General features: G+C 35.8%; 21 protein-coding genes, 3 pseudogenes and 1 riboswitch. Of the genes and pseudogenes, 21 read left to right on the top strand and 3 right to left on the bottom strand.

The window, feature by feature from the left end; translation table 11 throughout:
- Positions 1–92: 92 nt before the first annotated feature.
- The 16 genes and pseudogenes from Q9306_RS14745 to Q9306_RS14670 all read left to right on the top strand — a co-directional run.
- A complete protein-coding gene (locus Q9306_RS14745) occupies positions 93–1,298 on the top strand; it encodes an MFS transporter (protein WP_306199697.1) in 1,206 nt (401 codons plus the stop codon).
- A 175-nt stretch (positions 1,299–1,473) separates the two neighbouring features.
- Entirely contained in the window at positions 1,474–1,677 is a 204-nt protein-coding gene (locus Q9306_RS14740; RefSeq protein WP_306199695.1) for a hypothetical protein, read from the top strand.
- Between the two features lie 129 nt (positions 1,678–1,806).
- A complete protein-coding gene (locus Q9306_RS14735; protein WP_306199693.1) occupies positions 1,807–2,781 on the top strand; it encodes a phosphotransferase enzyme family protein in 975 nt (324 codons plus the stop codon).
- Between the two features lie 360 nt (positions 2,782–3,141).
- Positions 3,142–4,602 (top strand): alanine/glycine:cation symporter family protein, encoded by a 1,461-nt coding sequence (locus tag Q9306_RS14730; protein WP_306199691.1) that lies wholly within the window; start codon positions 3,142–3,144, stop codon positions 4,600–4,602.
- A gap of 134 nt (positions 4,603–4,736) precedes the next feature.
- Complete coding sequence (locus Q9306_RS14725) at positions 4,737–5,465, top strand: amino acid ABC transporter ATP-binding protein (protein WP_306199689.1); 729 nt, start codon at positions 4,737–4,739, stop codon at positions 5,463–5,465.
- 12 nt (positions 5,466–5,477) lie between these two features.
- Positions 5,478–6,302, top strand: coding sequence for a glutamate ABC transporter substrate-binding protein (locus Q9306_RS14720; RefSeq protein ID WP_306199686.1), 825 nt, complete (start codon positions 5,478–5,480; stop codon positions 6,300–6,302).
- Between the two features lie 62 nt (positions 6,303–6,364).
- Positions 6,365–7,021 (top strand): amino acid ABC transporter permease, encoded by a 657-nt coding sequence (locus Q9306_RS14715; RefSeq protein ID WP_306199684.1) that lies wholly within the window; start codon positions 6,365–6,367, stop codon positions 7,019–7,021.
- The gene (locus Q9306_RS14710; RefSeq protein ID WP_306199682.1) at positions 7,022–7,666 is read left to right on the top strand and encodes an amino acid ABC transporter permease; all 645 of its coding nucleotides are present in this window, start codon (positions 7,022–7,024) and stop codon (positions 7,664–7,666) included.
- A 409-nt stretch (positions 7,667–8,075) separates the two neighbouring features.
- On the top strand, positions 8,076–9,497 hold the full coding sequence (locus Q9306_RS14705; RefSeq protein ID WP_306199680.1) for an amino acid permease: 1,422 nt from the start codon (positions 8,076–8,078) through the stop codon (positions 9,495–9,497).
- Positions 9,472–9,849 carry an OsmC family protein gene (locus Q9306_RS14700; protein WP_306199678.1) on the top strand — a complete coding sequence of 126 codons (378 nt, stop codon included), beginning with the start codon at positions 9,472–9,474 and terminating at the stop codon, positions 9,847–9,849. The genes Q9306_RS14705 and Q9306_RS14700 overlap by 26 nt, the downstream gene beginning before the upstream one ends.
- A gap of 372 nt (positions 9,850–10,221) precedes the next feature.
- Positions 10,222–10,680, top strand: a complete 459-nt coding sequence (locus tag Q9306_RS14695; protein ID WP_306199676.1) for a MarR family winged helix-turn-helix transcriptional regulator — start codon at positions 10,222–10,224, stop codon at positions 10,678–10,680.
- Positions 10,681–10,699: 19 nt separating this feature from the next.
- On the top strand, positions 10,700–12,331 hold the full coding sequence (locus tag Q9306_RS14690) for an MDR family MFS transporter (protein ID WP_306199674.1): 1,632 nt from the start codon (positions 10,700–10,702) through the stop codon (positions 12,329–12,331).
- A 176-nt stretch (positions 12,332–12,507) separates the two neighbouring features.
- A pseudogene (locus Q9306_RS14685) lies at positions 12,508–12,771 on the top strand (transcriptional regulator); the annotation flags it as partial.
- Positions 12,772–12,800: 29 nt separating this feature from the next.
- Positions 12,801–13,700, top strand: a complete 900-nt coding sequence (gene rbsK / locus Q9306_RS14680; RefSeq protein WP_306199672.1) for a ribokinase — start codon at positions 12,801–12,803, stop codon at positions 13,698–13,700.
- A 605-nt stretch (positions 13,701–14,305) separates the two neighbouring features.
- Positions 14,306–14,953 (top strand): fructose-6-phosphate aldolase, encoded by a 648-nt coding sequence (fsa, locus tag Q9306_RS14675; RefSeq protein ID WP_306199670.1) that lies wholly within the window; start codon positions 14,306–14,308, stop codon positions 14,951–14,953.
- Positions 14,954–15,263: 310 nt separating this feature from the next.
- Positions 15,264–15,377, top strand: a pseudogene (locus Q9306_RS14670) (immune inhibitor A domain-containing protein); the annotation flags it as partial.
- 260 nt (positions 15,378–15,637) lie between these two features.
- On the opposite strand, the gene Q9306_RS14665 reads toward Q9306_RS14670, so the two are convergent.
- Positions 15,638–16,792 (bottom strand): MFS transporter, encoded by a 1,155-nt coding sequence (locus tag Q9306_RS14665; protein WP_306199668.1) that lies wholly within the window; start codon positions 16,790–16,792, stop codon positions 15,638–15,640.
- A gap of 438 nt (positions 16,793–17,230) precedes the next feature.
- Here Q9306_RS14665 and Q9306_RS14660 point away from each other — a divergent pair, with 438 nt between their 5' ends.
- From Q9306_RS14660 to Q9306_RS14645, 4 genes are all read left to right on the top strand, one after another.
- A complete protein-coding gene (locus Q9306_RS14660; RefSeq protein WP_306199666.1) occupies positions 17,231–17,920 on the top strand; it encodes a helix-turn-helix domain-containing protein in 690 nt (229 codons plus the stop codon).
- A 618-nt stretch (positions 17,921–18,538) separates the two neighbouring features.
- Positions 18,539–19,087: a MarR family winged helix-turn-helix transcriptional regulator gene (locus Q9306_RS14655; protein WP_306199664.1), complete on the top strand. Its 549-nt coding sequence runs from the start codon at positions 18,539–18,541 to the stop codon at positions 19,085–19,087.
- A gap of 110 nt (positions 19,088–19,197) precedes the next feature.
- Positions 19,198–20,400 carry an MFS transporter gene (locus Q9306_RS14650; protein ID WP_306199661.1) on the top strand — a complete coding sequence of 401 codons (1,203 nt, stop codon included), beginning with the start codon at positions 19,198–19,200 and terminating at the stop codon, positions 20,398–20,400.
- 226 nt (positions 20,401–20,626) lie between these two features.
- Positions 20,627–20,833 carry a hypothetical protein gene (locus Q9306_RS14645; RefSeq protein WP_028411216.1) on the top strand — a complete coding sequence of 69 codons (207 nt, stop codon included), beginning with the start codon at positions 20,627–20,629 and terminating at the stop codon, positions 20,831–20,833.
- Between the two features lie 47 nt (positions 20,834–20,880).
- Here Q9306_RS14645 and Q9306_RS14640 read toward each other — a convergent pair whose 3' ends face one another.
- Together Q9306_RS14640 and Q9306_RS24655 are read right to left on the bottom strand one after the other, a co-directional pair.
- A complete protein-coding gene (locus Q9306_RS14640; RefSeq protein WP_306199659.1) occupies positions 20,881–21,177 on the bottom strand; it encodes an antibiotic biosynthesis monooxygenase in 297 nt (98 codons plus the stop codon).
- Between the two features lie 70 nt (positions 21,178–21,247).
- Positions 21,248–21,388: riboswitch (cyclic di-AMP (ydaO/yuaA leader) on the bottom strand.
- Positions 21,389–21,511: 123 nt separating this feature from the next.
- Positions 21,512–22,033: pseudogene (locus tag Q9306_RS24655) on the bottom strand (methyl-accepting chemotaxis protein); the annotation flags it as partial.
- A 791-nt stretch (positions 22,034–22,824) separates the two neighbouring features.
- On the opposite strand from Q9306_RS24655, the gene Q9306_RS14630 reads away from it, so the two are divergent.
- The gene (locus tag Q9306_RS14630; protein ID WP_306199655.1) at positions 22,825–23,985 is read left to right on the top strand and encodes a 3D domain-containing protein; all 1,161 of its coding nucleotides are present in this window, start codon (positions 22,825–22,827) and stop codon (positions 23,983–23,985) included.
- The last annotated feature ends 23 nt before the right edge of the window (positions 23,986–24,008 follow it).

Here is a 24,008-nt window from a genome sequence, read left to right as displayed (position 1 = left end):
TTATCGATATGATGCAAATTATAAATTAGACACATAGATAAAGGAAGCGTAGCATAAAGAGTGTAGTTTTGATAGGAAAAGAGGAGATTGCAATGACTTATATCCAAAAAGGAACAAAGACATATACAAATGCTAGCATAGCATTGTTTCTTGGCGGATTTGTTACATTTGCTACGCTGTATGCAACGCAGCCATTATTGCCTATATTAGCAAAAGAGTTTCATGTTTCCGCAGCAGCAGCAAGTATAACATTATCTATTACAACAGGTATAATGGCAATTATGATGCTGATTGCAGCATCAATTTCAGACGTAATTGGTCGAAAACGTATTATGATATTATCCATGTTTCTTACCTCTATGATTGGGATGCTGACAGCATTTAGTCCTAATTTTATCACGCTTGTTTTGTTAAGAGGATTACTTGGGATATGTATAGCAGGCTTACCTTCTATTGCAATGACTTATATTGGAGAAGAATTTGAGCCAAGTGGATTAGGAAAGGTTATGGGGCTCTATATTTGTGGTAATGGGATAGGAGGGATGACTGGGCGTATTTTTATTGGCATTGCAACGGATCTTTCGTCATGGAGAGTTGCATTAGGGTTACTTGGGATTCTTACGGTCATCTGTAGTATTCTATTTTGGCGTACATTACCTACTCCAATGAACTCTAAGAAAAAAGCAGTTCATGTCCGCTCCATGTGGAATGCGTATACAATACATTTTAAAAACAAACAATTAGTGGCAACCATATTACTTGGGTTTACACTTATGGGTAGCTTTGTCACACTGTACAATTATATTGGATTTCTATTACAGGAACCGCCATATTCATTAAGTCAAACGCTCATTGGATTTTTATTTATTGTATATGTGATAGGAACGTTTAGCTCTGTATTTATGGGGAAACAAGCAGATCAACATGGTAGAACATTTACACTTATGGTTTCGATTACGATTATGATGATAGGAGCATTAGTGACACTCATTCCAAACCTTGTTGTAAAAATTGTTGGTTTATCCATTTTTACATTTGGTTTCTTTGGAAGTCATTCTATTGCTAGTGCATCGATTGAAAAATATGCAGACGTAAATAAAGCACAGGCTGCTGCATTGTATTTATTATTCTATTATCTAGGTTCAAGCTTTGTTGGTTCATTTAGTGGTTACTTTTGGGAGCATTTCCATTGGATTGGGGTCATTTCATTAATTGTGATGTTGTTAATGGGAGGACTTTCTCTCGTTTTATTAACCCGAAAAGAGTATCAGATGGAACATCATAAAGCGAAATTTTAATCAGTGGAGGGGAGCTTCATCCCCACTAATTATTAGCCCTCACTTCAAAATTCGTTAGAATTTAAGTGGGGGTTAGTTCATTTGCTATTTTCATGATAAATCTTATTTAGAAATTACTGTAAATAGAAGAGAGATGTGATAATCTTATAGTGAGGTTTTTTTTAGGGGTGGGAGCTTGCCATATGTCGTACATATTTTAAGCATTTTCATGATTTGCGTAGGGGGAATTAGTGTATATCGCTCTGTTAAATATAAAGGGTACGGAGCTTATTTTAAAGTGAAAAAACTGAAAATTCCGTTATGGATTATTACGTTAGGGGTTGCACTGTTTGTTATGAGCATGGGTATTTATACGCTCATGTTGGAAGAGAGATGGTAATGCTGTTATCGATATAAATTCCTTATTATTGGAATGGAAAAGGCGTAGAATGTTCTACTCCTTTTTTCAATTCTCAGCAGTGATTTTAAAGTTTATGACGAATTATGTAGAGAAGAGAGGAGTGGTCATATGGAATTAGCAGTTGAAAAAGTGTTTACAAAAGAACTGTTACAAGAAGCAGCAAAATGCTTCGGGGTAACAGTTAAGGAAGAACCATTAGGAGACTTTGAAAATTATATTTTTCGTGCCGAGGGAGAAGATTGTACACCATATGTTTTACGTTTGACACATTCATCTCACCGTACATATAAGCAAATTGAGGCCGAATTAGATTTTCTAGCATATCTTGGGAAACACGGTGCAAAGGTAGCGGCGCCGCATCGCTCCAAAAACGCTCTATTTGTAGAAAGTTTACAGGCAACTGATGGAACATCTTTTTACATTTCACTTTTTGATTATGCAAACGGAGAGAGTGTGAAAGATGAAGATTCTGATGTTTGGAATGATACGCTTTTTTACGCGTGGGGGAAAGCAATTGGCCAGTTACATCGACTTACGATGAATTATCCAAAGACGGACAATCGCGTTACGTGGATGGACGATGAAATTACTGTTATTGATATGTTACAGGAAGATAAGGAATTGCAGGAAATTGGGTATGAAGTTGTAGCTGAAATAAAAAAAATACCTGTGACAAATCGAACATTTGGATTGATTCACGGAGATATTCATCATGGGAATTTTCACTATGAAAATGGAGAGTTAACCATTTTTGATTTTGATGATGCCACGTACAATTATTTTGCGCATGATCTTGCGATGATTTTATATTATTCTGTTTTACGAAAAGAGGGGTCAGAAGAAGAAAAGGCGATTTTTGCACGCCACCAGCTGCAAGTATTGAGAAAAGGATATGAGTCAGAACATATCCTCGATGATTCCGCGTATGATACGATACCACTTTTCATGCGCCTTCGAGATGTTGCTTTATATGGAACGATTATGAAGAAGTTTAACGGTAAAGAAATGCCGGCGTATTTTCAAACATTAGCAGATGCTATTTATAAGAGAATTGTTGCGAGAAAAGCGATTGTTGAATGGTAAGGAAAGTGAGAACTGACCTAAAACACTGTTATGGTGGTTTAGGTCAGTTTTTTTACTATATAAACACAAAGCCGAAAAACCCCTTTCCTTTTAGGTGAACGAGAGCATCTGGCCATGCATAGAAGCGGTCAGGGCCACATGCAAGGTTTACAAAAGGAGAGAGCATTTACAGCCGCTTATATGACGAAAAACGAAACGAATTTGAGTACATATAATAGTACTCTTTTTTAATCCAAAATCACCTCTGTGTTTTTATACAAAAACATGTTTATTTTCTCAAAATAATATTGTATTTCACAAGGTGTATATCTTATAATTTTTATATATTCTGAAAATTCTTAATAAAAAGGAGGAGGATCCGTGGAAACTTTCGTTAATTGGTTAAATGGGATTGTATGGAGTCCTGCACTTGTTTACTTATGTTTAGGAGTAGGTTTATATTTTTCAGTTCGAACGAAATTTTTGCAAGTTCGATATGTAGGTGAAATGGTAAAGCTTACATTTCAAGGGGAAAAGTCAGAAGCTGGTGTTTCTTCGTTCCAAGCGTTAGCACTTTCTTTATCAGGGCGAGTTGGAACAGGAAATATTGCTGGAGTGGCGACAGCAATTGCCTTCGGGGGGCCAGGAGCGGTCTTTTGGATGTGGCTTGTAGCCTTTTTAGGAGCTGGTTCTGCTTATGTCGAATCAACACTTGCACAAATTTATAAGACTAAGTATAAAGGACAATTTCGTGGTGGTCCGGCGTATTATATTGAAAAGGGACTAGGGATTAAATGGTATGCGATTATTTTCGTGATGGCGACAATTCTTGCGACGGGAATGTTGCTTCCTGGTGTACAGGCAAACAGTATTGCAGTGAGCTTGGAAACAGCTTTTGGCATTAATACGTCTGTATCGGGAGCGATATTAGTTGTTGTATTAGGTCTTATTATTTTTGGTGGTGTAAAGCGTATTGTAAATGTAGCACAAGTTGTTGTACCGTTTATGGCAATTGGGTATATTCTTGTAGCTTGTTTAATTGTTGGGATGAACATTGATAAATTGCCAGATGCTTTTATGCTTATTATAAAAAGTGCATTTGCGTTAGATGCTGCATTTGGAGGAATTATTGGTTTAGCAATCTCTTGGGGTGTAAAACGCGGTATTTATTCAAATGAAGCCGGTCAAGGAACAGGACCTCATGCAGCAGCTGCCGCGGAAGTATCTCACCCGGTCAAACAAGGACTTGTACAAGCATTTTCTGTTTACATTGATACATTATTCGTATGTTCTGCAACGGCGTTTATGATGATTATTACGGGGATGTATAACGTATTTGATGTAAGCGGAAAAGGGTTTCTTGTGAATAACTTGAATGGTGCAGAACCAGGCCCTGGGTATACACAAGCTGCTGTTGAATCTGTGTTCCCTGGATTTGGAAGCGGTTTCGTTGCCATTTCTCTCTTCTTCTTCGCATTTACAACGATTATGGCATACTACTACATTGCAGAAACAAATATTGCCTATTTAAATCGTGATAAAGACCGCCCTTGGATGATATTAATATTGAAGTTTATCTTCTTAGCAGTCGTATTTTATGGATGTGTGAAAACGGCAGCGACAGCATGGGCCCTTGGAGATATTGGTGTTGGTATTATGGCATGGGTAAATATTATTGCGATTCTATTCTTACAAAAACCAGCACTGTTAGCACTAAAAGACTATGAGAAGCAGAAGAAAGAAGGAAAAGATCCTGTATTTGATCCTCAAGAACTCGGGATTAAAAATGCTGATTTTTGGGAGCATGAATATAAAAAAGATAAACAAGAAGAGGTTTCCTAAAAGAGGGGAAAGAAGCAAAGAAAGCAATTTCTTTGCTTCTTTTTTTGTCTAAAAGATTACTAGTTATTTTTTTAGATACTTTCGAATATAAAAAACTGTATAGGCTTTTTCAAGTTGTAAAGGAGGGGAGTAAATTGATTGTCTTTCGCGATGTCAACAAATATTACGGTAGCTTTCAAGTTTTAAAAAATATTAATTTACAAATTGAAAAAGGAGAAGTCGTTGTAGTCGTTGGGCCATCGGGGTCAGGGAAAAGCACGTTGCTGCGCTGCATGAATCAATTAGAGATGATCACGAATGGTGAATTGGTTGTAAATGGTGTAAACATACATGAGGGGAAGAAAGATATAAATCAATTAAGACGAAGCATCGGCATGGTATTTCAACATTTCTATTTATATCCTCATAAAACGGTGCTTCAAAATATTACATTTGCTCCGATAAAAGTACTCAAAAAGCCAAAAGAAGAAGCAGAAAAAATTGCCATGTTTTATTTGGAGAAAGTAGGGATTACGGAAAAAGCAAATGCCTATCCACATCAACTATCAGGCGGACAGCAACAGCGCGTTGCGATTGCAAGGGGGCTAGCAATGAAGCCGGAGATTATGCTGTTTGATGAACCGACTTCAGCGCTTGACCCTGAAATGATTGGTGAGGTACTTGACGTGATGAAAACATTAGCAAAAGAAGGCATGACGATGGTTGTTGTTACACATGAAATGGGATTTGCCCGCGAGGTAGCGGATCGCATTTTATTTATGGACAAGGGTGAAATTGTGGAAGAGGCATCTCCCGCTGATTTTTTTGTAAACCCAAAGCAAGAACGGGCAAGGCTATTTTTAAGTCGTGTGCTGAATCGTTAAAGGAGGAATTTGATGATTAACATGAAAAAGTGGTTTACGCTTATCGTCTTTGCATGTTTATTTGTACTTATTGTAACTGGTTGTGGAAATAAGAAAGAAAAAGAAGCTGTAAAAAATGAGAAAGAAACTGTTATTGATCAAATTAAGAAACGCGGAAAATTAGTTGTCGGTGTGAAGTATGATACGAATCTATTTGGATTAAAGAACCCGGCAACAGGAAAGGTAGAAGGATTTGACATCGATGTTGCAAAAGCACTTGCGAAAAAAATATTAGGCGATGAAAACAAATTAGAATTAAAAGAAGTTACTTCTAAAACGCGCATCCCGATGCTGAAAAACGGCGATATTGACGCAATTATTGCGACAATGACAATTACTGAGGAACGCAAAAAAGAAGTTGATTTCTCGGATGTGTACTTTAAAGCTGGACAATCTTTACTTGTAAAAAAAGGAAGTGGAATTAAAGATATAGCTGACGTGAAAAAGGGAGTAAAAGTGTTGGCTGTAAAAGGTTCTACTTCTACGAACAATATTCGTGCCAAAGCGCCAGAAGCGACTGTGCTTGAATTTGAAAACTATAGCGAAGCGTTTACGGCATTGAAGGCAGGACAAGGCGATGTTTTAACAACAGATAATGCCATTTTATATGGTATGGAAAAGCAAGACGCAAACTATGAAGTGGTTGGAAAAAAATTCACTGACGAACCATATGGCATTGCGGTGAGAAAAGGAGAAACAGAGCTTACGAAAGTAATTAATGATTTATTAAAAGAGATGCAAACAAACGGTGAATACAATAAATTGTATGAAAAGTGGATTGGGAAAAAGCCTGAGTAAAAATACAGGAGAGGATGAGAAATTCTCATCCTCCTCTTATGAAGAAAGAGGGGGGAGTGTTTGTGCCCGATTTTTCGATTCTCTCAAATAATATAGAGTTGTATTTAGAGGGATTCAAATATACGCTGCTGTCTAGTTTGATTGCGTTAATTGGTAGTTTTATTCTTGGCATTATCATCGCAGTGATGCGAATTGCGCCAATTCGCGTTTTAAATTGGATTGGCGCAACATATGTAGAGTTTATTCGGAATATTCCTTTAGTTCTTATTGCATTTGCTTTTTATTTTGCTTTTCCGGTAATTGGCGTTACATTAAGCGGCTTTGTTGCTGGAACAACTGCTCTTACGATATATACAGCGGCCTTTATTACAGAGGCGATTCGGGCGGGGATTTTATCAGTTCCGAAAGGGCAGATGGAAGCAGCGCGTTCTTCTGGCTTAACGTATGTACAAGCGATGTATTATGTCATTTTGCCGCAAGCGATAAAAATTGTGATTCCGCCGCTAGGTAATCAATTTCTAAATTTAGTGAAGAACTCTTCTATACTAGGTATTATCGCAGGGGCGGATTTAATGTATCAAGGTGACTTAATTTCTACACGAACATTTGTCACATTTGATGTATATATTTTTGTTGGGATGTTTTATTTACTTTTAACAGTTCCGCTTAGCGTAGGTGTTCGCTACTTAGAGAAACACTTGGCGAAAGGAGCTGTGTAAATGGATTTTCGAGGTGCTTATACAGGAGATCATATTATTTTTTTATTAAAAGGACTACTTGTTACGTTAGAAATCGCTCTTATCGCAATCTTCCTTAGCTTTATCATTGGCAGCATTATCGGTACGCTGCGATATGTGAAAATACCGGTTGTATCAGTGGTACTTGCGTTTATTGTTGAGATTATTCGTAATTTACCGTTGTTATTAATTATTTTCTTTACGTATTTTGCGCTCCCAGAAGCTGGATTGAAATTAGAAATTACAACGGCGGCTATTGTGGCTTTAACAATATTTGAAGCAGCGATGATATCAGAAATTGTTCGCAGCGGTTTATCTTCAATTGAGAAAGGGCAAATTGAAGCAGCGCGTGCGTCAGGCTTATCGTATGTTCAAACGCTGCAGCACATTATTCTGCCGCAAGCGCTGCGACGTATGGTGCCGCCGCTTGTCAGTCAGTTTATATCTCTTTTAAAAGATACATCGTTGGCAGTCGTCATTTCATTGCCAGAATTAATGCATAATGCTCAAATTATAAATGGTCAAAATGTAAACTATATGATTCCAATCTTTCTTCTCGTTGCTTGTATGTATTTCATTGTAAATTATAGTTTGTCTCTTTTTTCAAGACGATTAGAGAGCAGATAAAGTGAAACTTCCATCAGTAGGGCGCTTTATCCCCACTGATGGAAAGCCCTCACCAATCGGGCATTTACGGGCAGTTATCCCCACCTATCTTCTTAAGAAAAGCGGAAGCGGCTCGCTCAGAATCGCAGGACGTTGGAGCACCCGACAGAGAGGTGCTTTTTGCCTCGTCCGAGGGGGCGAAACGACCGGAGATTCTAGCCGCTAGAGCTGGACAATGCTTTTCTCTCAACCTTGAGGTGGGGGTCTTACTGCCCGCGAATAGCGGGATAACTCTTGCATTGTATTTTATGCAAGAGTTATTTTTTTAGAAAAATTTTAATTTTATATAGAAATTGTAAACGCTTTATTGTATATTTTTTATTATCAGAAAATTTTAAAATTCAAAGGGGTATGCAAGGGGAGGAAGAAGATGAATCAAACAACGAATGAGCAATTACATCGTACAATGAAGAGTAGACATTTATTTATGATTGCACTTGGAGGAGTAATCGGAACAGGTTTCTTTCTCGGATCAGGATATACAATTAATCAAGCAGGACCAGGAGGAGCAATCCTCTCGTACTTAGTCGGTGGTTTGATTATGTATTTAACGATGCTTTGCCTTGGTGAACTAACAGTTGCCATGCCCGTTTCGGGATCGTTTCAAAAATATGCGACGAAATTTATCGGACCTGGAACAGGATTTATGATTGGCTGGCTGTATTGGCTAGGGTGGGCTGTAACAGTTGGTTTAGAGTTAACGTCAATTGGTTTAATGATGAAGAGATGGTTTCCGGATGTAAATGTTTGGGTATGGTGCCTTGTATTCGGAGGACTTTTATTCATTTCAAATGCAGTATCAGCAAAAAGCTATGCAGAACTAGAATTTTGGTTTTCAAGCATTAAAGTAATTACGATTCTTGCATTTATTGTTCTTGGAGGAAGTGCATTGCTTGGTTTCTTACCATACGATGGAAAAGAAGCAGCGCCGCTTTTTTCTAATTTTGTACATGATGGAGGACTATTTCCAAACGGCGTAGGAGCGGTATTGCTCACAATGATCACCGTAAACTTCTCTTTCCAAGGAACAGAGTTAATCGGGATTGCAGCAGGTGAAAGTAAGGAACCGGAAAAAACAATTCCACGTGCGATTCGTAATACGGTATGGAGAATTATGTTGTTCTTTATTTTAACAATCACAATTTTAGTAGGATTAATTTCTTGGAAAGAAGCAGGAGTGATTGAAAGTCCGTTTGTTGTTGTTTTTGATAAAATTGGTATTCCATATGCAGCGGACATTATGAACTTTGTTATTATTACTGCTCTATTATCGGTAGCAAACTCTGGATTATATGCAGCAACACGTATTTTATGGTCGCTAGCAAATGAGGGAATGGCACCGACTTCCTTTAAGAAGGTGAATAAAAGAGGTGTGCCGATTACTGCATTAGTTGTAACGATGATTATTTCAGCTTTATCATTATTAACAAGCGTATTCGCAGAAAGTACTGTATACATGTATTTACTATCTATTGCAGGATTATCTGCAGTGGCGAGTTGGATTATTATCGCATTTTCACAAATTCGCTTTAGACAACAATATGTAAAGAGCGGCGGCAAGTTAGAAGATTTAAAATATAAGACACCATTATATCCAATTGTTCCAATTGCAGCGCTTGTTTTAAACAGTATTGTTGTAATTAGTTTAGCTTTCATCCCAGAACAGCGCATGGCATTATACTGCGGTATTCCATTTATTATTTTTTGCTACATATATTATTATATAAATAAAAAGCGTCAGCAAAAGGTAGAAATGGAGAATACATATGCAACTAATAGTCAAGCGCGATGAAATTATAACGAAGGTTCCATATGGTGAATTGCAAATCGGGAAAGAGAATGGGTATACACCATTAGAACTTCTTATTGCTTCAATTGCAGGGTGCAGCGCGATTGTATTTCGAACGATTTTAGAAAAAAAACGTATTGCGTATCATGAATTTACAATGGAAACGGAAATAAAAAGAAGTGAGACATTGTCAAAACCAGTGGAGAGTGTTCACATACACTATAAAATAAAGGCAGAAGGAATCACGCAAGAACAGTTAGAAAAGGCATTAAAGCTTGCGATGAAAAATTGTACAATTGTCCAATCTGTGAAGGATAGCATCGAAATTATTGAAACAATTGAATTGATTTCATAAACAAGTAAAGACTACCCTTGCTATGTTTTATATACATAGTAAGGGTAGTTTTTTTGTTATGGAAAAATCATCCTAGCATTTCATCTGTATAAATGCATGTTAATTTTTCGACATTTGAGTCGCTGCTATACAAAATACAACATGCTCTCCTATTTGTTTGTTAAAACATGGCATGTGATAGGAAAAGGTCCTGACCGTTTCTATGCACGGCCAGATGATCTCGCCTCCCTAAACAGAAAGGGGTTTTTATGTAATTTTTTATTGAAAAAATTACGAAAGTTTGTAAGAAATAAAATGATTGACATTATTAGTTTCGAAGTTTAATATTTAAAGACGTTAAATATTTTATTGTTTAAATAAGGGGTAAAGAATATGCAAAATGACATGACACATATAGATAAAATTCAAGCTCTTGCATTTTCTATTAGCAAGAAATTGCAAACGGAGTTATTAGGGAAATTACAGTCATCTGGATTAACACCACCGCAATTTTATATTTTAAAAATTTTAGATCATTACGGTGCATCAAGAGCAACAACATTGGCGAAGAAAATGTATGTGAAACCGAGTGCAATTACAGTAATGATTGATCGTTTAATCGATCACGAGTTGGTTTTGCGTTATCATGATGAAAATGATCGCCGCGTGGTTGTAATTGAGTTAACGACAAAGGGGAAAGCTGTTCTAGAAGAGGCAATGATTGCTCGTAATCAACATATTGCCAAGTACTTTTCCGAATTAGAAGTACAAGAGAGAGAAGACTTGTTACGATTATTTGAAAAAATAGAAGCAATTATTTGCCAATCATCAGAGAAGAAAGAGACAAAATAAAGAGAGCTGAGGAGATTATATGGAACAACAAGCAAATCAAAATAGAACGTTGTTGTTAATTGGTTTAGTTATCGCGATGCTATTTGCTGCATTAGACGGAACAATCGTTGGTACAGCAATGCCGCGTATTGTCGGTGAACTTGGTGGATTAAGTTTAATGACATGGTTAACAACAGCATACATGTTATCATCAACAACGGTTGTACCAATCGCCGGTAAATTAGCCGACTTGTTAGGTCGCCGCACTGTATATATGACAGGATTAATCGTCTTCATGATTGGTTCTGCGCTTTGTGGTATGGCAAATGGTATGACAGAATTAATTATTTTCCGTGGTATTCAAGGGCTTGGCGGCGGTATTATGATGCCGATGGCTATGATTATCATTGGGGATATGTTTACAGGGAAAGAACGCGCGAAATGGCAAGGGATTTTTGGAGCACTTTATGGTCTTGCTTCTGTCATTGGTCCGCAAATCGGTGGTTGGATTGTTGATTCAATGAACTGGAGATGGGTGTTCTACATTAACTTACCAGTTGGGATTTTAGCGACAATCTTTATCGCAATGGGCTTAAAAGGGAAGAAACAAACAGGGCCAATTCAAATTGACATCGCTGGTATTTTCACGATGATTGTCGGTGTTGTGAGCTTATTATTAGCATTAACATTTGGGGGAAAAGATTACGCTTGGGATTCTTGGCAAATCATTGGGTTATTTGCACTTGCGGTTATTGGTCTTATCAGCTTTGTTATGGTTGAGAAAAAAGCGAAAGAGCCAATTTTGCCTGTCCATTTCTTTAAAAATCGTACATTTACAATATTAAATGCAATTGGTTTCTTTATGAGTATTGGAATGTTCGGAGCAATCATGTTTGTTCCATTCTTTATGCAAGGTATTGTCGGTGTAAGTGCTGCTGAATCAGGAACGATTATGACGCCAATGATGATCACGATGATCATCACGAGTATTATTGGCGGCCAGCTTGTGTTAAAAGTTGGAGTAAAACCACAAATTATTACGGGGATGCTGGTTATGGCTGGCGGATTTTGGATGTTAACGACTATGGATATGCATACAAGTAAGCTCGTTGCATCGTCGTATATGATGATTATTGGTTTCGGAATGGGCCTTGTAATGCCAACTTTAACATTAGCATTACAAGAAAGCTTCCCAAAAAAAGATCTTGGAGTTGTAACTTCATCAAGTCAATTCTTCCGTCAAATCGGTGGTACATTTGGGATTACGATTTTAGGTTCCATTATGAATAACACATCCGGTACAGTATTAACAGATAAGTTAGTGCCTGTACTGAATACGTTCCCACCACAAGCAGGTGAAATCGTGACGAAGTTTAAAGATATGATTCACACAGATCCACAAGGGCTATATTCAATGTTATTTAGTCCAGAAGCAATGAAGAAACTCCCAGAACCAATTGCAAATAGCATTGTGCCTGTATTAAAGACATCATTATTAGATTCTCTTCATCATGTATTTATAACTGGATTAGTATTTATTCTAGTTGGTGCTGTATTTACATTGTTCTTGAAGAAAATTAACCTTTCTGATCGTAAAAAGGGAGCAGAAGAACAAAAGAGTGAAGTAGAAGAGAAAGAAGAAAAAGATGCAAGTGTATCTGTTTCATCATAAAAAAGAGCATCGCCAGTAGTGGCGATGCTTTTTATGTATAATCGCAATTTTTACTAGCGGGAGAGCGTTTTTGGATGTTATCTTGTCATTTACTAACAATTGACGGATTTTCATGAATACGTTATATTATTTGCGTAAACGGTTACATATGATGGAAAGGAAAAAGAATGTATACGAATGAAAATTCTCGTCTAATTGGATAAATCGTCCAAACATCATAAATCCATTCTTTCTACAGGTAGCCTGGACGGTAGAGGACGTAGCTCATAAAAAAGGATATACAGTTGTGCTATGTGATTCTGATAGGAATTTAGAAAAAGAAGAAATATATCGATGTGCTTATGAACAATAATGTCGCTGGTTTTATTGTTGTAAAAAGTCCGCAAAATGGCGGTAATTACATGAATTTTAAAGTACCGGTTATAGCAATTGATCGTATCGCATTCGGTACAGTAAGGAGGGAAAGCAATTGCTGAATATTGTGGTAGTTGGCAGTATTTCCGTAGATTTAGTTGCAATCTCAAAAAAGCGCCCGAAAGCCGGTGAAACAGTAATTGGGGAATCATTTCATACTGTTCCAGGTGGAAAAGGTGCAAACCAAGCTGTAGCTGCAGCGCGTTTAGGCGCAAATGTTGCAATGGTTGGAGCAATTGGAAATGATAATTATGGAAAATTTGTTCGAAATAACTTAGAGAATGAGCATATTTTTATTGAATATGTAGAAACAGTTACAAGTGAAACAACAGGCATTGCGCATATCGTGTTGGCTGAAGAAGATAATAGCATCATTGTTGTACAAGGTGCAAATCGTTTGGTAAGCGAACAAATTGTGAATCGTGCAACAGATCTTCTTACGAAAGCGGATATGGTTGTTTTGCAGCTAGAAATTCCACTTGAGACAGTAAAATATGTACTAAATATTTGTGAAGAACATCAAATTCCAGTAATTTTAAATCCAGCACCAGCGCAAAAGTTGCCAGAGGAAGTACTGCAAAAGGCAACGTATATTACACCAAATGAGCATGAATGTCGAATTGTCCTAGATGACTTTACATCACCAATTGAATCACTTCTTGAAAAATATCCTAATAAACTGTTGATGACGGAAGGTGGAAACGGTGTTCGCTTCCATAATGGCACTGAAATCGTTCATGTACCAAGTATTTCTGTTGAAGTTGTTGATACGACAGGAGCTGGAGATACATTTAACGGTGCATTAGCAGTTGCAATCGCAGAAGGAGAGAAATTGCAAAAAGCGATTCATTTTGCAAACATTGCAGCCGGGCTTTCTGTAACAAAATTAGGGGCTCAAGGTGGTATGCCATCAAGAGCTAAATTACGAGAAGTACAGATGATTGTAGGATGGTAAAGTTTTAATTAACACATAATTGAACTGTCAAATGCATTTGAAATTATGACTTTTAACGTAATTTTAACGTAGAGGTATTGACTTATCGGTACGTTCTATTTTAGCATTATGACGTACACTTATTGCTGGTAGGGATTCATTCTTTGCTGTTCTTATCATCGGAATTGTAAACGGTCTCATCATTGAGGAAGGAAAAGTAGTACCTTTTATCGAAAATGATGTTTTTAGGAGTTTTATATTCGTTTTTATGGACAGACGTCTGACTACTCATTTTAGGTATCGGTTTGTTATTTCTGTAATGTATATGACAGTAATCCTGTATGGTCTTTACGGAATATTCGAAGCGTTTGCGAATATTACCATAAAATGAATAGTAGTCGATGTACAAAATCACGTTTAAAATGCAATATGTAATCGGTATCATTTCAACGGATTCCAATGCAGTTACATCGGTAGTAAGTGTGGAAAAGGAAAAAAGTAAAAATTATTTTGGTTGAATTAGACCGTATTAAGAAAAAATAAAGTGAAACTTCCCTCAGCGGGGGTCTTACTGCCCGTTAATGCGGGATAAACACATACTTACATTTAGAAAGGAAGAAAAAAACATGAAATTTTTTATTGATACAGCAAACATTGACGAAATTAAAGAGGCAAATGACCTTGGCGTATTAGCAGGTGTAACAACGAACCCATCTCTTGTTGCAAAAGAAGGCGTAGATTTCCATGAGCGTATTCGTGAAATTTGCAGTGTTGTAGAAGGACCTGTAAGTGCAGAGGTTATTAGCCTAGAAGCAGATAAAATGATTGAAGAAGGAAAAGAATTAGCGAAAATCGCACCAAACGTTGTTGTAAAAGTACCAATGACAACAGAAGGTTTAAAAGCAGTAAAAGCGTTCTCTGATTTAGGAATTCGTACAAACGTAACATTAGTATTCTCAGCAGTACAAGCATTACTTGCAGCACGTGCTGGTGCAACGTACGTATCTCCGTTCTTAGGTCGCTTAGATGATATCGGTCATAACGGAATGGACTTAATTCGTCAAATCGCTGACATCTTCGCGATTCATGGTATTCCAACAGAAATCATTGCAGCATCTGTACGCCACTCTGTTCACGTAACAGACGCAGCGTTAAACGGTGCACATATCGCAACAATTCCAGCAAATGTTATCGCTTCATTAGTGAAACATCCATTAACAGATCAAGGAATTGAAAAATTCTTAGCTGACTGGGAAAAAACACAAGGGAAATAATATAAAAAAGTGGTTCAACGTAAATGTTGAGCCATTTTTTTATCATTTTATCCCAGAAGACCCCTTTTTCAAACACGTGAAGGGCAGAGTCCAGCGGTAAGGAGGGAATGAATGGGGGCTCTTGCTGCTCCTTTTTCTGTCTGCTTGTACAGGGGCAGAAATGGGTCATCAATAGATACTTCGGATTGACGGTATAGAGAACTTCTCTTGTTGAACGGAGGAGGTTCTAGAATCTGTTAGCATCGGAGCAAGAGGTTCTAGAATCCCTCACTTCAAGTGGCGTTAGCCGATAAGTGGGGGGAGTTCAATTGATGGTTCTAAAGTAAAAACATTTAAGCAATATTATGAAGAACAATCTGGAGGAAGTTACAATGTAGATGGTTATGTAACTAAGTGGCTGACAGTCCCAGGGAAAGCGTTGGATTGAAATTCCAAGTTGTAGGGCAAGCAGAAGATCATTCTGCAGGAGCAGTTTGGGTTCATAGAAAATAGATTGATATCTTCTATGATTTATAGAAAGCACATTCTCTGTACTGCGAGAATGTGCTTTTTTACAGTTTGGAATAAATCCCTAAATATTTTATCGAGTTGTGCCGAGGGAAAAAATATTTCCGGGGGAATTGTCGAAAGCCATTCTTATTTCATTAGATTCTTCCTTATGAAATGAAAAAACAATGATAGGGGTTATCCCATCATTGTTTTTTTTCCTCTTCCTCGTATATAAATTGTTGAAGCAAAGGTAAGCAAGAAAGCCGTTCCAATTACAAAGCTTACGCTCGGTGAGGCACCGATTGCTCCAATTGTAAATGAGCCGGCCACAACGCCTAAAGAGAAGAAGGCATAGAATAATCCAAATGCTTTTCCGCGATTGTCTTCTGTTGTATTTTCGACAAGTAAGGCGTTAATAGAAGGAAAGAGGATAGCAAATCCAATTCCGTAAATCATCATTACAACGAAAAGCATGCTCTTTGTTGTAAATATACCAAGTAATGATAGCGCAAGTGCCATTACTGCAATACCAATGACCATCATTTTTTGACGGTTAAAGAAATCGTATATCCGATTTGTAGGTAGTAAGAAGAAGAGGATGGCAGTAATTCCAAAAACACTAAGCATCATTCCTGTTGTAGATGTTTTTAGTCCTAAGGCTTCTATTTTTACCGGTAGCATATAGGTGACAATTCCTTGTGAAAACATTAAGGTGAAAGCACCGATATATGCTTGTAATAATGGTTCGAACTTTAATAATTCAAGCATTTCTTCTTTGTTCATCATTTGTATCCGTGATGGTTTTGTTCTTGTTGTATAATTTGGTAGTAAGAAAAGGGAAATCATTGTACCAAGTATCATTAAGATTGAAACTGTAATGAAGACCCAATGTATACCAGCTTTTGCCTTCATAATTCCGCTGAAAGCGGGGCCGATGATAGCTGCTGTTCCAACAGCTGCACCAGATATAGCCATTGCTTTCCCTTGTTTTGTTGATTTTGTTTGTTTTGATAAGAACGTGAAGGCAGCTGGTATTAAGAAGCCGTCACTAAATCCATGCAGAAAACGAACGATAATAAGTTGTTCGCCGCTTTGAACAAAGATATACAATAAAACTATGAAACTTGTAATGCCCATGCTAATATAAAGAACTCTTTTTGGCCCATATTTATCAACAGTGGCACCAGCAATAATATTACCTATCATATTAGCAAATGAGTACATTCCTACGACAAGACCGATAATAAGAGGAGTCCCTCCAAGATTTTGTGCATATGTACTCATAATTGGTAACTGTGAAAATGTATCGAAAAATGCGATGATAACAATAAAATAAATAAAGTACTTCAACTCTTTCACCTCTCTTTTGCTATTATGACATAACGCTAATTTTCTCCGCAATGAAATTGATTGGCATGTTTGGAAATTTACGCATGTATAGGGGGAGAGGTACTGGCGATGCATAGGAGCGGTCAGTGCCTTTTCCTACCCCGTGCAAGGTTTGAAAACAAAAGTAGCCAATAAGTGCAGGCTCCTGTCCTTGTTTGCATGACAGCAGTCTATATGCAAAAAAATGAATTTATAAGTACTAGAGAGACACATCTTCACTAGAATCATACCCTTTTCTAAATTTCTAAAAGGTATAGCTGAGTAGTTACAAAAATAGAAGATAAATCACAATAAAAAGGTCTGCAACAGATCGTTGCAGACCTTTTTATTGTGATGCTACGATCCGTTTCTTACTATTTAACATTAGAATGAATTAAATTAATTAAAGGAGGTACAAACATGAATATCGGAAAGAGGATAAAACATTTAAGATTAGTAAATAAAATGACGCAAGAAGATGTAGCCAACCAATTATTTATTTCAAGACAAGTTATATCTAAATGGGAACTAGGAAAAAGTCTTCCAGATTTAACTAATTTATTAGCCTTAAGCAAACTATTTAATGTTTCAATTGATTCTTTATTAAAGGAGGATTTAAATTTGCAGAGTCAATTAATAAAACAAAGTAATTACAAAAAATATTTAATGATGACTTATATATACATATATTCTTTGTTTGCTATTATTGTTATATTTTGTTGTCTTGTTGCTTTTTTACTTATACCAAAGGACATAAAAACATCAGATCTAAAAGTTATTAATTCACACTTTTATAAAGAAACCGATAAAAAGGAAATTCTATATATTAATAGTGAATTAAAACCTTTCTTCTCCAATTATTCAGGGGATTATAGCCTCAAAATAAAAGAACATGAAATAGATATTCATGCTAATCGAAATTCAATTCCTTTTAAAAATAAAAAGGTTTTATTTTCTATTCAAAAGGACATATCTCGTGGAATAGATTGGGAAGAAAAAGATGTTTATATTGTAGACGAAAACAATAACAAAATACTTATATATAACCATAAAAATAAACAACTATATTATCAAATAAACAAAAGTGACAAAGTAGGTGATCAAAATTAAAAACGTCTATAAGTATATTTTTATAGTAACTACATCTATTCTTAATATAATTAGTTGTTTACTTATTGCAAATACCTTATTTCTATCACAAATGTTATTTTCTACCATGTTTGTGCTTTTTACTATTTTATTTCAATCAACTACAATTCTATTTATTATATATATGATTAGAAATGATAAATCTAAAAAAATAAAAGTAATATTATATATTTTTTTAATACTAGATATATTTATCTTTTTATCCTTACTATTTATAGCATATACATTGGTAACATTAATAAAATATCATTAACATCTTTCCTGATCTATCCAATTTTTCTATAGTTTTTTTCAATATGAAAAATATATGTTTGTAATTCCTTATAAACAAAAGCCCCCCTCTAAACTAATTAGAAGGGGGGCTTTTGTTTTCTGCACATGTGGCACCTCTATAGACGAGGGAAGCTATTTTGTATGTCCTCACTATATTTATATTAATGTATGTTAACTTCCTTATTTAAAATAACAGCCAGCAAAATAACATAAATTTTCCTGAAATTCCTCTTGCGTAATTCCTTTCTTATAGTTAGAATAAATTATAGTTAGGTAATCTAATTAAAAGGAGTAGACATAAAGAAAATGCGTAAGAACGGAAAAGGAACACATTCAGATGATGCCTTACCAAAATTAGGTATTCAGCCTTATTTAGAGCTTATTAATCGCTCAGCAGCATCAAGTACAAACCGTAATGATGCCTCTATGGGATTAATCATGTTATGGTTAAGCGATAATATCTTGGATGTAATGGACCAGGAGTTAGCTCATTTTGGGATTACAGAAAGCAAACTTGATTTGCTAATCTTAATAACTCTGCACGATAACAAAATGATAACTCCTTCAGCGATAGCTGAACGTTTAGGAATTAGTCGTGCATCTGCAACTTCTATGATTGATTGGTTGGAAAAAAGAAACCTTGTTACACGAAAACACAGCTCGTTCGATCGTAGAAAAATCCATGTAAGCATTACCGATGAAGGCCGTGAGTTTGTTGAAAAAATATTGCCAACATATTGGTCTACTTGCGCCTCCATTTTTGATGAATTAGCCCCTACTGAACGTCAAGTATTTGAGAAAATCATTAAGAAATTAAATGAAAATATACAAGTACGACTTGGAATTGAGCGATAAATAGCGATTAACAGCTACCTATCCAAAGCGATAGTAGCTCTTTTTTAACTTTTTAATTAGGTTATCTAACTATAAGTTAGTATAATTAAAATGAAGGTGAAGGTGATTTTATGATCGCGATTGATTTTGAAAAACAGCATAACTATAATCTTATGACACTCATATTATGCTGGACTGGAATGGTTGTTATGTCCAGTTTATATGTAAGTATTCCACTCATTATCATGTTTAGTGATAATTTTCATGTTTCTCTATCGCAAGCAGCTACAACTTCTAGTATATTTTCAATAGGTTTTGCTAGTGGATGTTTTATTTACGGTGCGATTTCTGAAAAATATGGCCGTAAAAACATTATATGTCTTGGATTAATTTCTTTAAGTGTCATTTCATTCCTGCTAGGAATGGTTCATTCTTTCTCATATATTGTTGTATTAAGAGGTCTACAAGGTTTAGCTGCTGCAACGTTTTCACCAGTAGCGTTAGCATACACACTAGAAGTATTCCCTAACGAAAGAAAGGTTGGTGCTGTTGGTTTTATTAGTACAGGATTCCTCGTTGCCGGAATCGTCGGTCAAGTATTTAGTGCTTACGTAAGCCAACAATTTCATTGGCAATTTGTTTTTTACTCTCTTTCTGCAGTTTATATTTTTACTGCCGCAATAGTGTTCTGGTTACTTCCAAAAGGTATAAGTCATGATCAAAAGAAAAGTATTTGGGAGCCGATGAAGCAACTTGGCATTGTCTTTACTAATAAAAATCTAATATTTAGTTACGTAATAGCTTTTGTTCTACTCATGTCTTTCGTTAGTATGTACACCACCTTAGGGCAATATTTAACCAATCCATCTTTCCAAATGAACAATTACGAACTTCTGTATATTCGTTCATTCGGGATCCTAGGAATGATATTGTCTCCACTAGCAGGTAAATTAGCAAAACATTTTAGCGTTCTGTTTGTACTTCGGTGGGCGCTACTTCTCTCCATTTTAGCCCTAGCATCAATGGGCTTTCTTACAAACATGTTATTTTTAACAATAATGAGTATAGTTTTTGTAAGTGGCATTGCACTCTCCGTACCTTCTTTAGTTTCTCTTGTTGGTCAATTAGGAGGTAAAGCTCGTAGTATTGCAATATCAATGTACACAGTCATTTTATTTGCTGGAACAAGTTTTGGTCCAATTATCTCTTTTACATTTATGAAAGCTTTCAGTTTCACTACGACGTTTATTCTACTTGCAGCCATACTCGGTCTAGGCTTATTTGCAGCATGTTTCGTTAAGTATGAAAACTTACCAATGGCTGAAGTGAAATAAGGAAATTTCCGCTACTTTTAATATGTAATGATTCATTCCATCACGTAAAAAAGAGGATACCTTTATATCCTCTTTTTTATCATACATTTCCCTATTTCTTTACGTTGTCTTAGAAAGTGTGTTCAGATTGAGAGTAAATCATATTGAATTCCATTTTAAACAGCTTATAATTTAAATATGGTACTAGGGTAATTTGAATAATTGATTCGGGAGGGGTTCACAAATGATGAAATATGAGCTGTTTTTAGTAAATGGAGAGTATGTAACAACATTTAATAGTGCATGGCAATTTAAAGAAGGAGAACAAGTCTTTTTTAAAGATGAGAAAGAGCAAGAAAAACGTAATTTTAGCATTGTTAATATAACACATGATGTGTTTCAGAAAAATGAACATGTGATTCACTTATACTGTCAGGAAAAGAAAGTATATTAATTTTAAAAAGCATGGAATCTATATGATTTCCATGCTTTTTTGTATTTTTACTGATGGAGCTGAGTTGCGTTGGACTTGGAAGAAATGATATATGGTTGAACTTGCTGTTGCCACGTAATAGTAGTAGATTTCTTTTTATAGGTGAGCCATCCTCGATAATCTTGTTGCGTTTTCCATAATGTGCGAATGAAGAATTCTGTATGATCTCTCCCATGTTTTGTATAGGAAACTTCTATATTAATAAAACCTCGCGTATTAGGAGTAGGGTAATATTGTTGTAATGCTGTTAGTACTTCTTTTTCGCAATTTCTTTTTATATAAAGCATGTTGGTCACAATGAACATAACGGATCCCTCTTTTTCTTAGTAGTAAAGTAATAAGGTAAGTATCGTTGTTCTTCAGTCATAACATAAGTAATCCCTCCAGTTATGCTTACGAAGTTAGCTGTCGGGTTCGGGCCTTGAAGGGTACCCTACTGTTCAAGATTCACCCCTAGTAAGTTTCTCCTTACAATAACGGGTCCTCCGTTCCATATGGATTCAGCAAAAAGTATCTATATAAAATATAATACTATTCAGAAAAATCGGAGTAAATGTAAGGATAACGACAATTTTTTACAAAAAACAAATAGAGAGAAGGAATAATAAAAAGCCTGAACCTATCGATTCAGGCTTTTTATTATTTTTTTGTTCCAGCTAGTTCTTCTAGACTTGTAGATAACTTTGTATCTACTTTTTGAGCATCATTTACATGTTTTACCAGTGTGTCATTTACCTTTTTGAACATGTGTTGTGTTTTTGTAAACTCACGTAATACGTCTTCGTTACAATGTTTTTGTTGCTCGATGGATTCAATCACATCTGTAGCACCTATTTGTAATGTTTGTACCATCGTTAAGATTTTTTCAATTCTTGCATTTGTATCTGCGCTTACTTCAACACCTTCATCAACAAGGTGAAGATTATCTTTTGTATTTTCATATGCTTTTTCAATTTCTTCTTGAATTTTCTTTGTTAAATCTCCAATGTTTTTTGTACTTTCAGCAGTGCTTTCAGCAAGCTTTCGAACTTCATTGGCAACAACTGCAAATCCTTTTCCATGTTCACCAGCACGAGCAGCTTCAATACTTGCATTTAAAGCAAGTAAGTTTGTTTGAGCAGCGATATTTTGAATCACTTCAACAATTTGTTCAATTTCTTTTGAACGCTCACTTAAATGATTCATACTGTTAGACGTACGTTGTGATTGCTCACCTAATTTGTTAATAACAGTAAGTAAGCCGTGAACGGAATCTTTTCCTTCATTCGAGCACGTTACAATTTCTTCAATAGCTTGAATAAGCCCTTGTTCTTTTTGCAGCATATCATTGTTCAGCTCGCTGGAACGGTTTGTACTTGTCGTTACGTTGTTAAAACAGTCATTTAACTGTTGAATTAAACTTTGTAGCGTATGATGTTGGCGATTAACTTCTTCATGTTCATTGACAATAGCTAATACGTTTCCCTGTAATGAAGTGATGACCTTTTTGTGTTCTTGTTCTTTCTCATGTAACTGATGTTCTAATTCTTGTACTTGATTTTGTAATTGAGCAATTTCTTTTTCTAGTGATTTGCTTTTTGTAAACATAGTCTTCTCTCCAAGCTTCTATAATTTTCTTTTCATCTCGCTATTTGCGGGTTATGGTAAAATATCCCAAAATTCAGATAAATAAAAAGGAATAAGTAGAAAACTGCCCGTAAAAGCCCGATTGGTGATGGCTAATAATCAGTGGGGGATGAAGAAAACCTCGCTGATTAAAGTTTCACTTTATATTGAAATTGTAGCATTATTTTTAAATATATCCATATAAAAATTTAAAAATATCGAATAAGTTTATTACAATTTTTTCATGATTCGTTATATTTCGTCATGAAAAATAAACTGTATTTAATGAGTTTGTAAACAAACTGTAAAACAAATCATGTATAAATGTAAGAGAAGGGAGTCGGATTATGAACTATTTTAAGCGTATCAGTAGTCTTGTATTAGCTGGATTTATTTGTTTCAGTAGTACAGTTGCTGTAAAAGCTGAGTCAAACGACGAGAAATTAAACAACATGCAGCAGCAATTGCAAAATAATAATAATGACATGCAGCAAAAAGAACAAGAAAAGCAAGCTGTAATGAAAGACATTGAAGGCATTCAAAAAGAATTAACGGACTTAAATAATACAATTACAAAAAATAAAGAAGAACAAGATGCAATTCAGCGTAAAATTGATGAAACGCATAAACAAATTGAGCAAAAAATGAAAGAGATTATTAATTTAGAAGAAAAAGTACTTATGCGTAAAGATATTATGAAAAAACGTATGGTCTCTGTTCAAGACAGCTCAAATGTAAGTTTAGTAGTAGAAGTAATTGTAGATTCAAAAAACATTGCAGATTTCCTGCAACGTATGACTGCAGTTTCTACGATTATGGATGCAGATAAAGAGATTCTTCGTTTACAAGAACAAGATCTTCGCCAAATTGAAGCCGATAAAAAGGTAATTGATGAAAAAGAAAAATCTTTAGAAGGCGATAAACAAAAATTAGCAAAAGTACAAGCTGAGTTACAAGAAAACTTAAAGAAACGCCAAGATAACTTACAAGCTGTACAAGCGAAATATAATCAAATTTCTAGTCAGCTTACACTTGCTGCGCAAGAAAAAGCAAAGCTTGAATCAGATATGAAGAGCGTACAAGATACAATTGCTCGTGAACAACAAGCAGCGGCAGATCGTGAAAAAGCGAAGAAAGAACAGTCACAAGCACAGGCAGTAAACGATACAGTTCCGGAAAAACCTGCAAAAGGCGGAGGACGTGAAATTTTTGTAGAAGCTACAGCTTATACAAATGATCCAGCTGAAAATGGCAAACAGCCAGGTGAACATGTGTATTCTGCTTGGGGCCACTATGATTTAACATCAAACCCAAATCTGAAATTAATTGCCGTTGATCCAAAGGTTATTCCATTAGGCTCACGCGTATGGGTTCAAGGATATGGAGAAGCTATTGCTGCGGATACTGGTGGTGCGATTAAAGGATATAAAATTGATGTTTTCGTTCCAGATAAAGGGACTTCTAGTGCTTGGGGAAGAAAACAGGTTCGTGTTGTCATTTTAGATTAAAGTAAAAATCTACTTTGCAAAAG

The organism is Bacillus multifaciens (assembly GCF_030756675.1).
GTDB lineage: Bacteria > Bacillota > Bacilli > Bacillales > Bacillaceae_G > Bacillus_A > Bacillus_A multifaciens.
The sequence above is the reverse complement of the archived record's forward strand: the minus strand, read 5'-3'. Positions and strand labels throughout refer to the sequence as shown.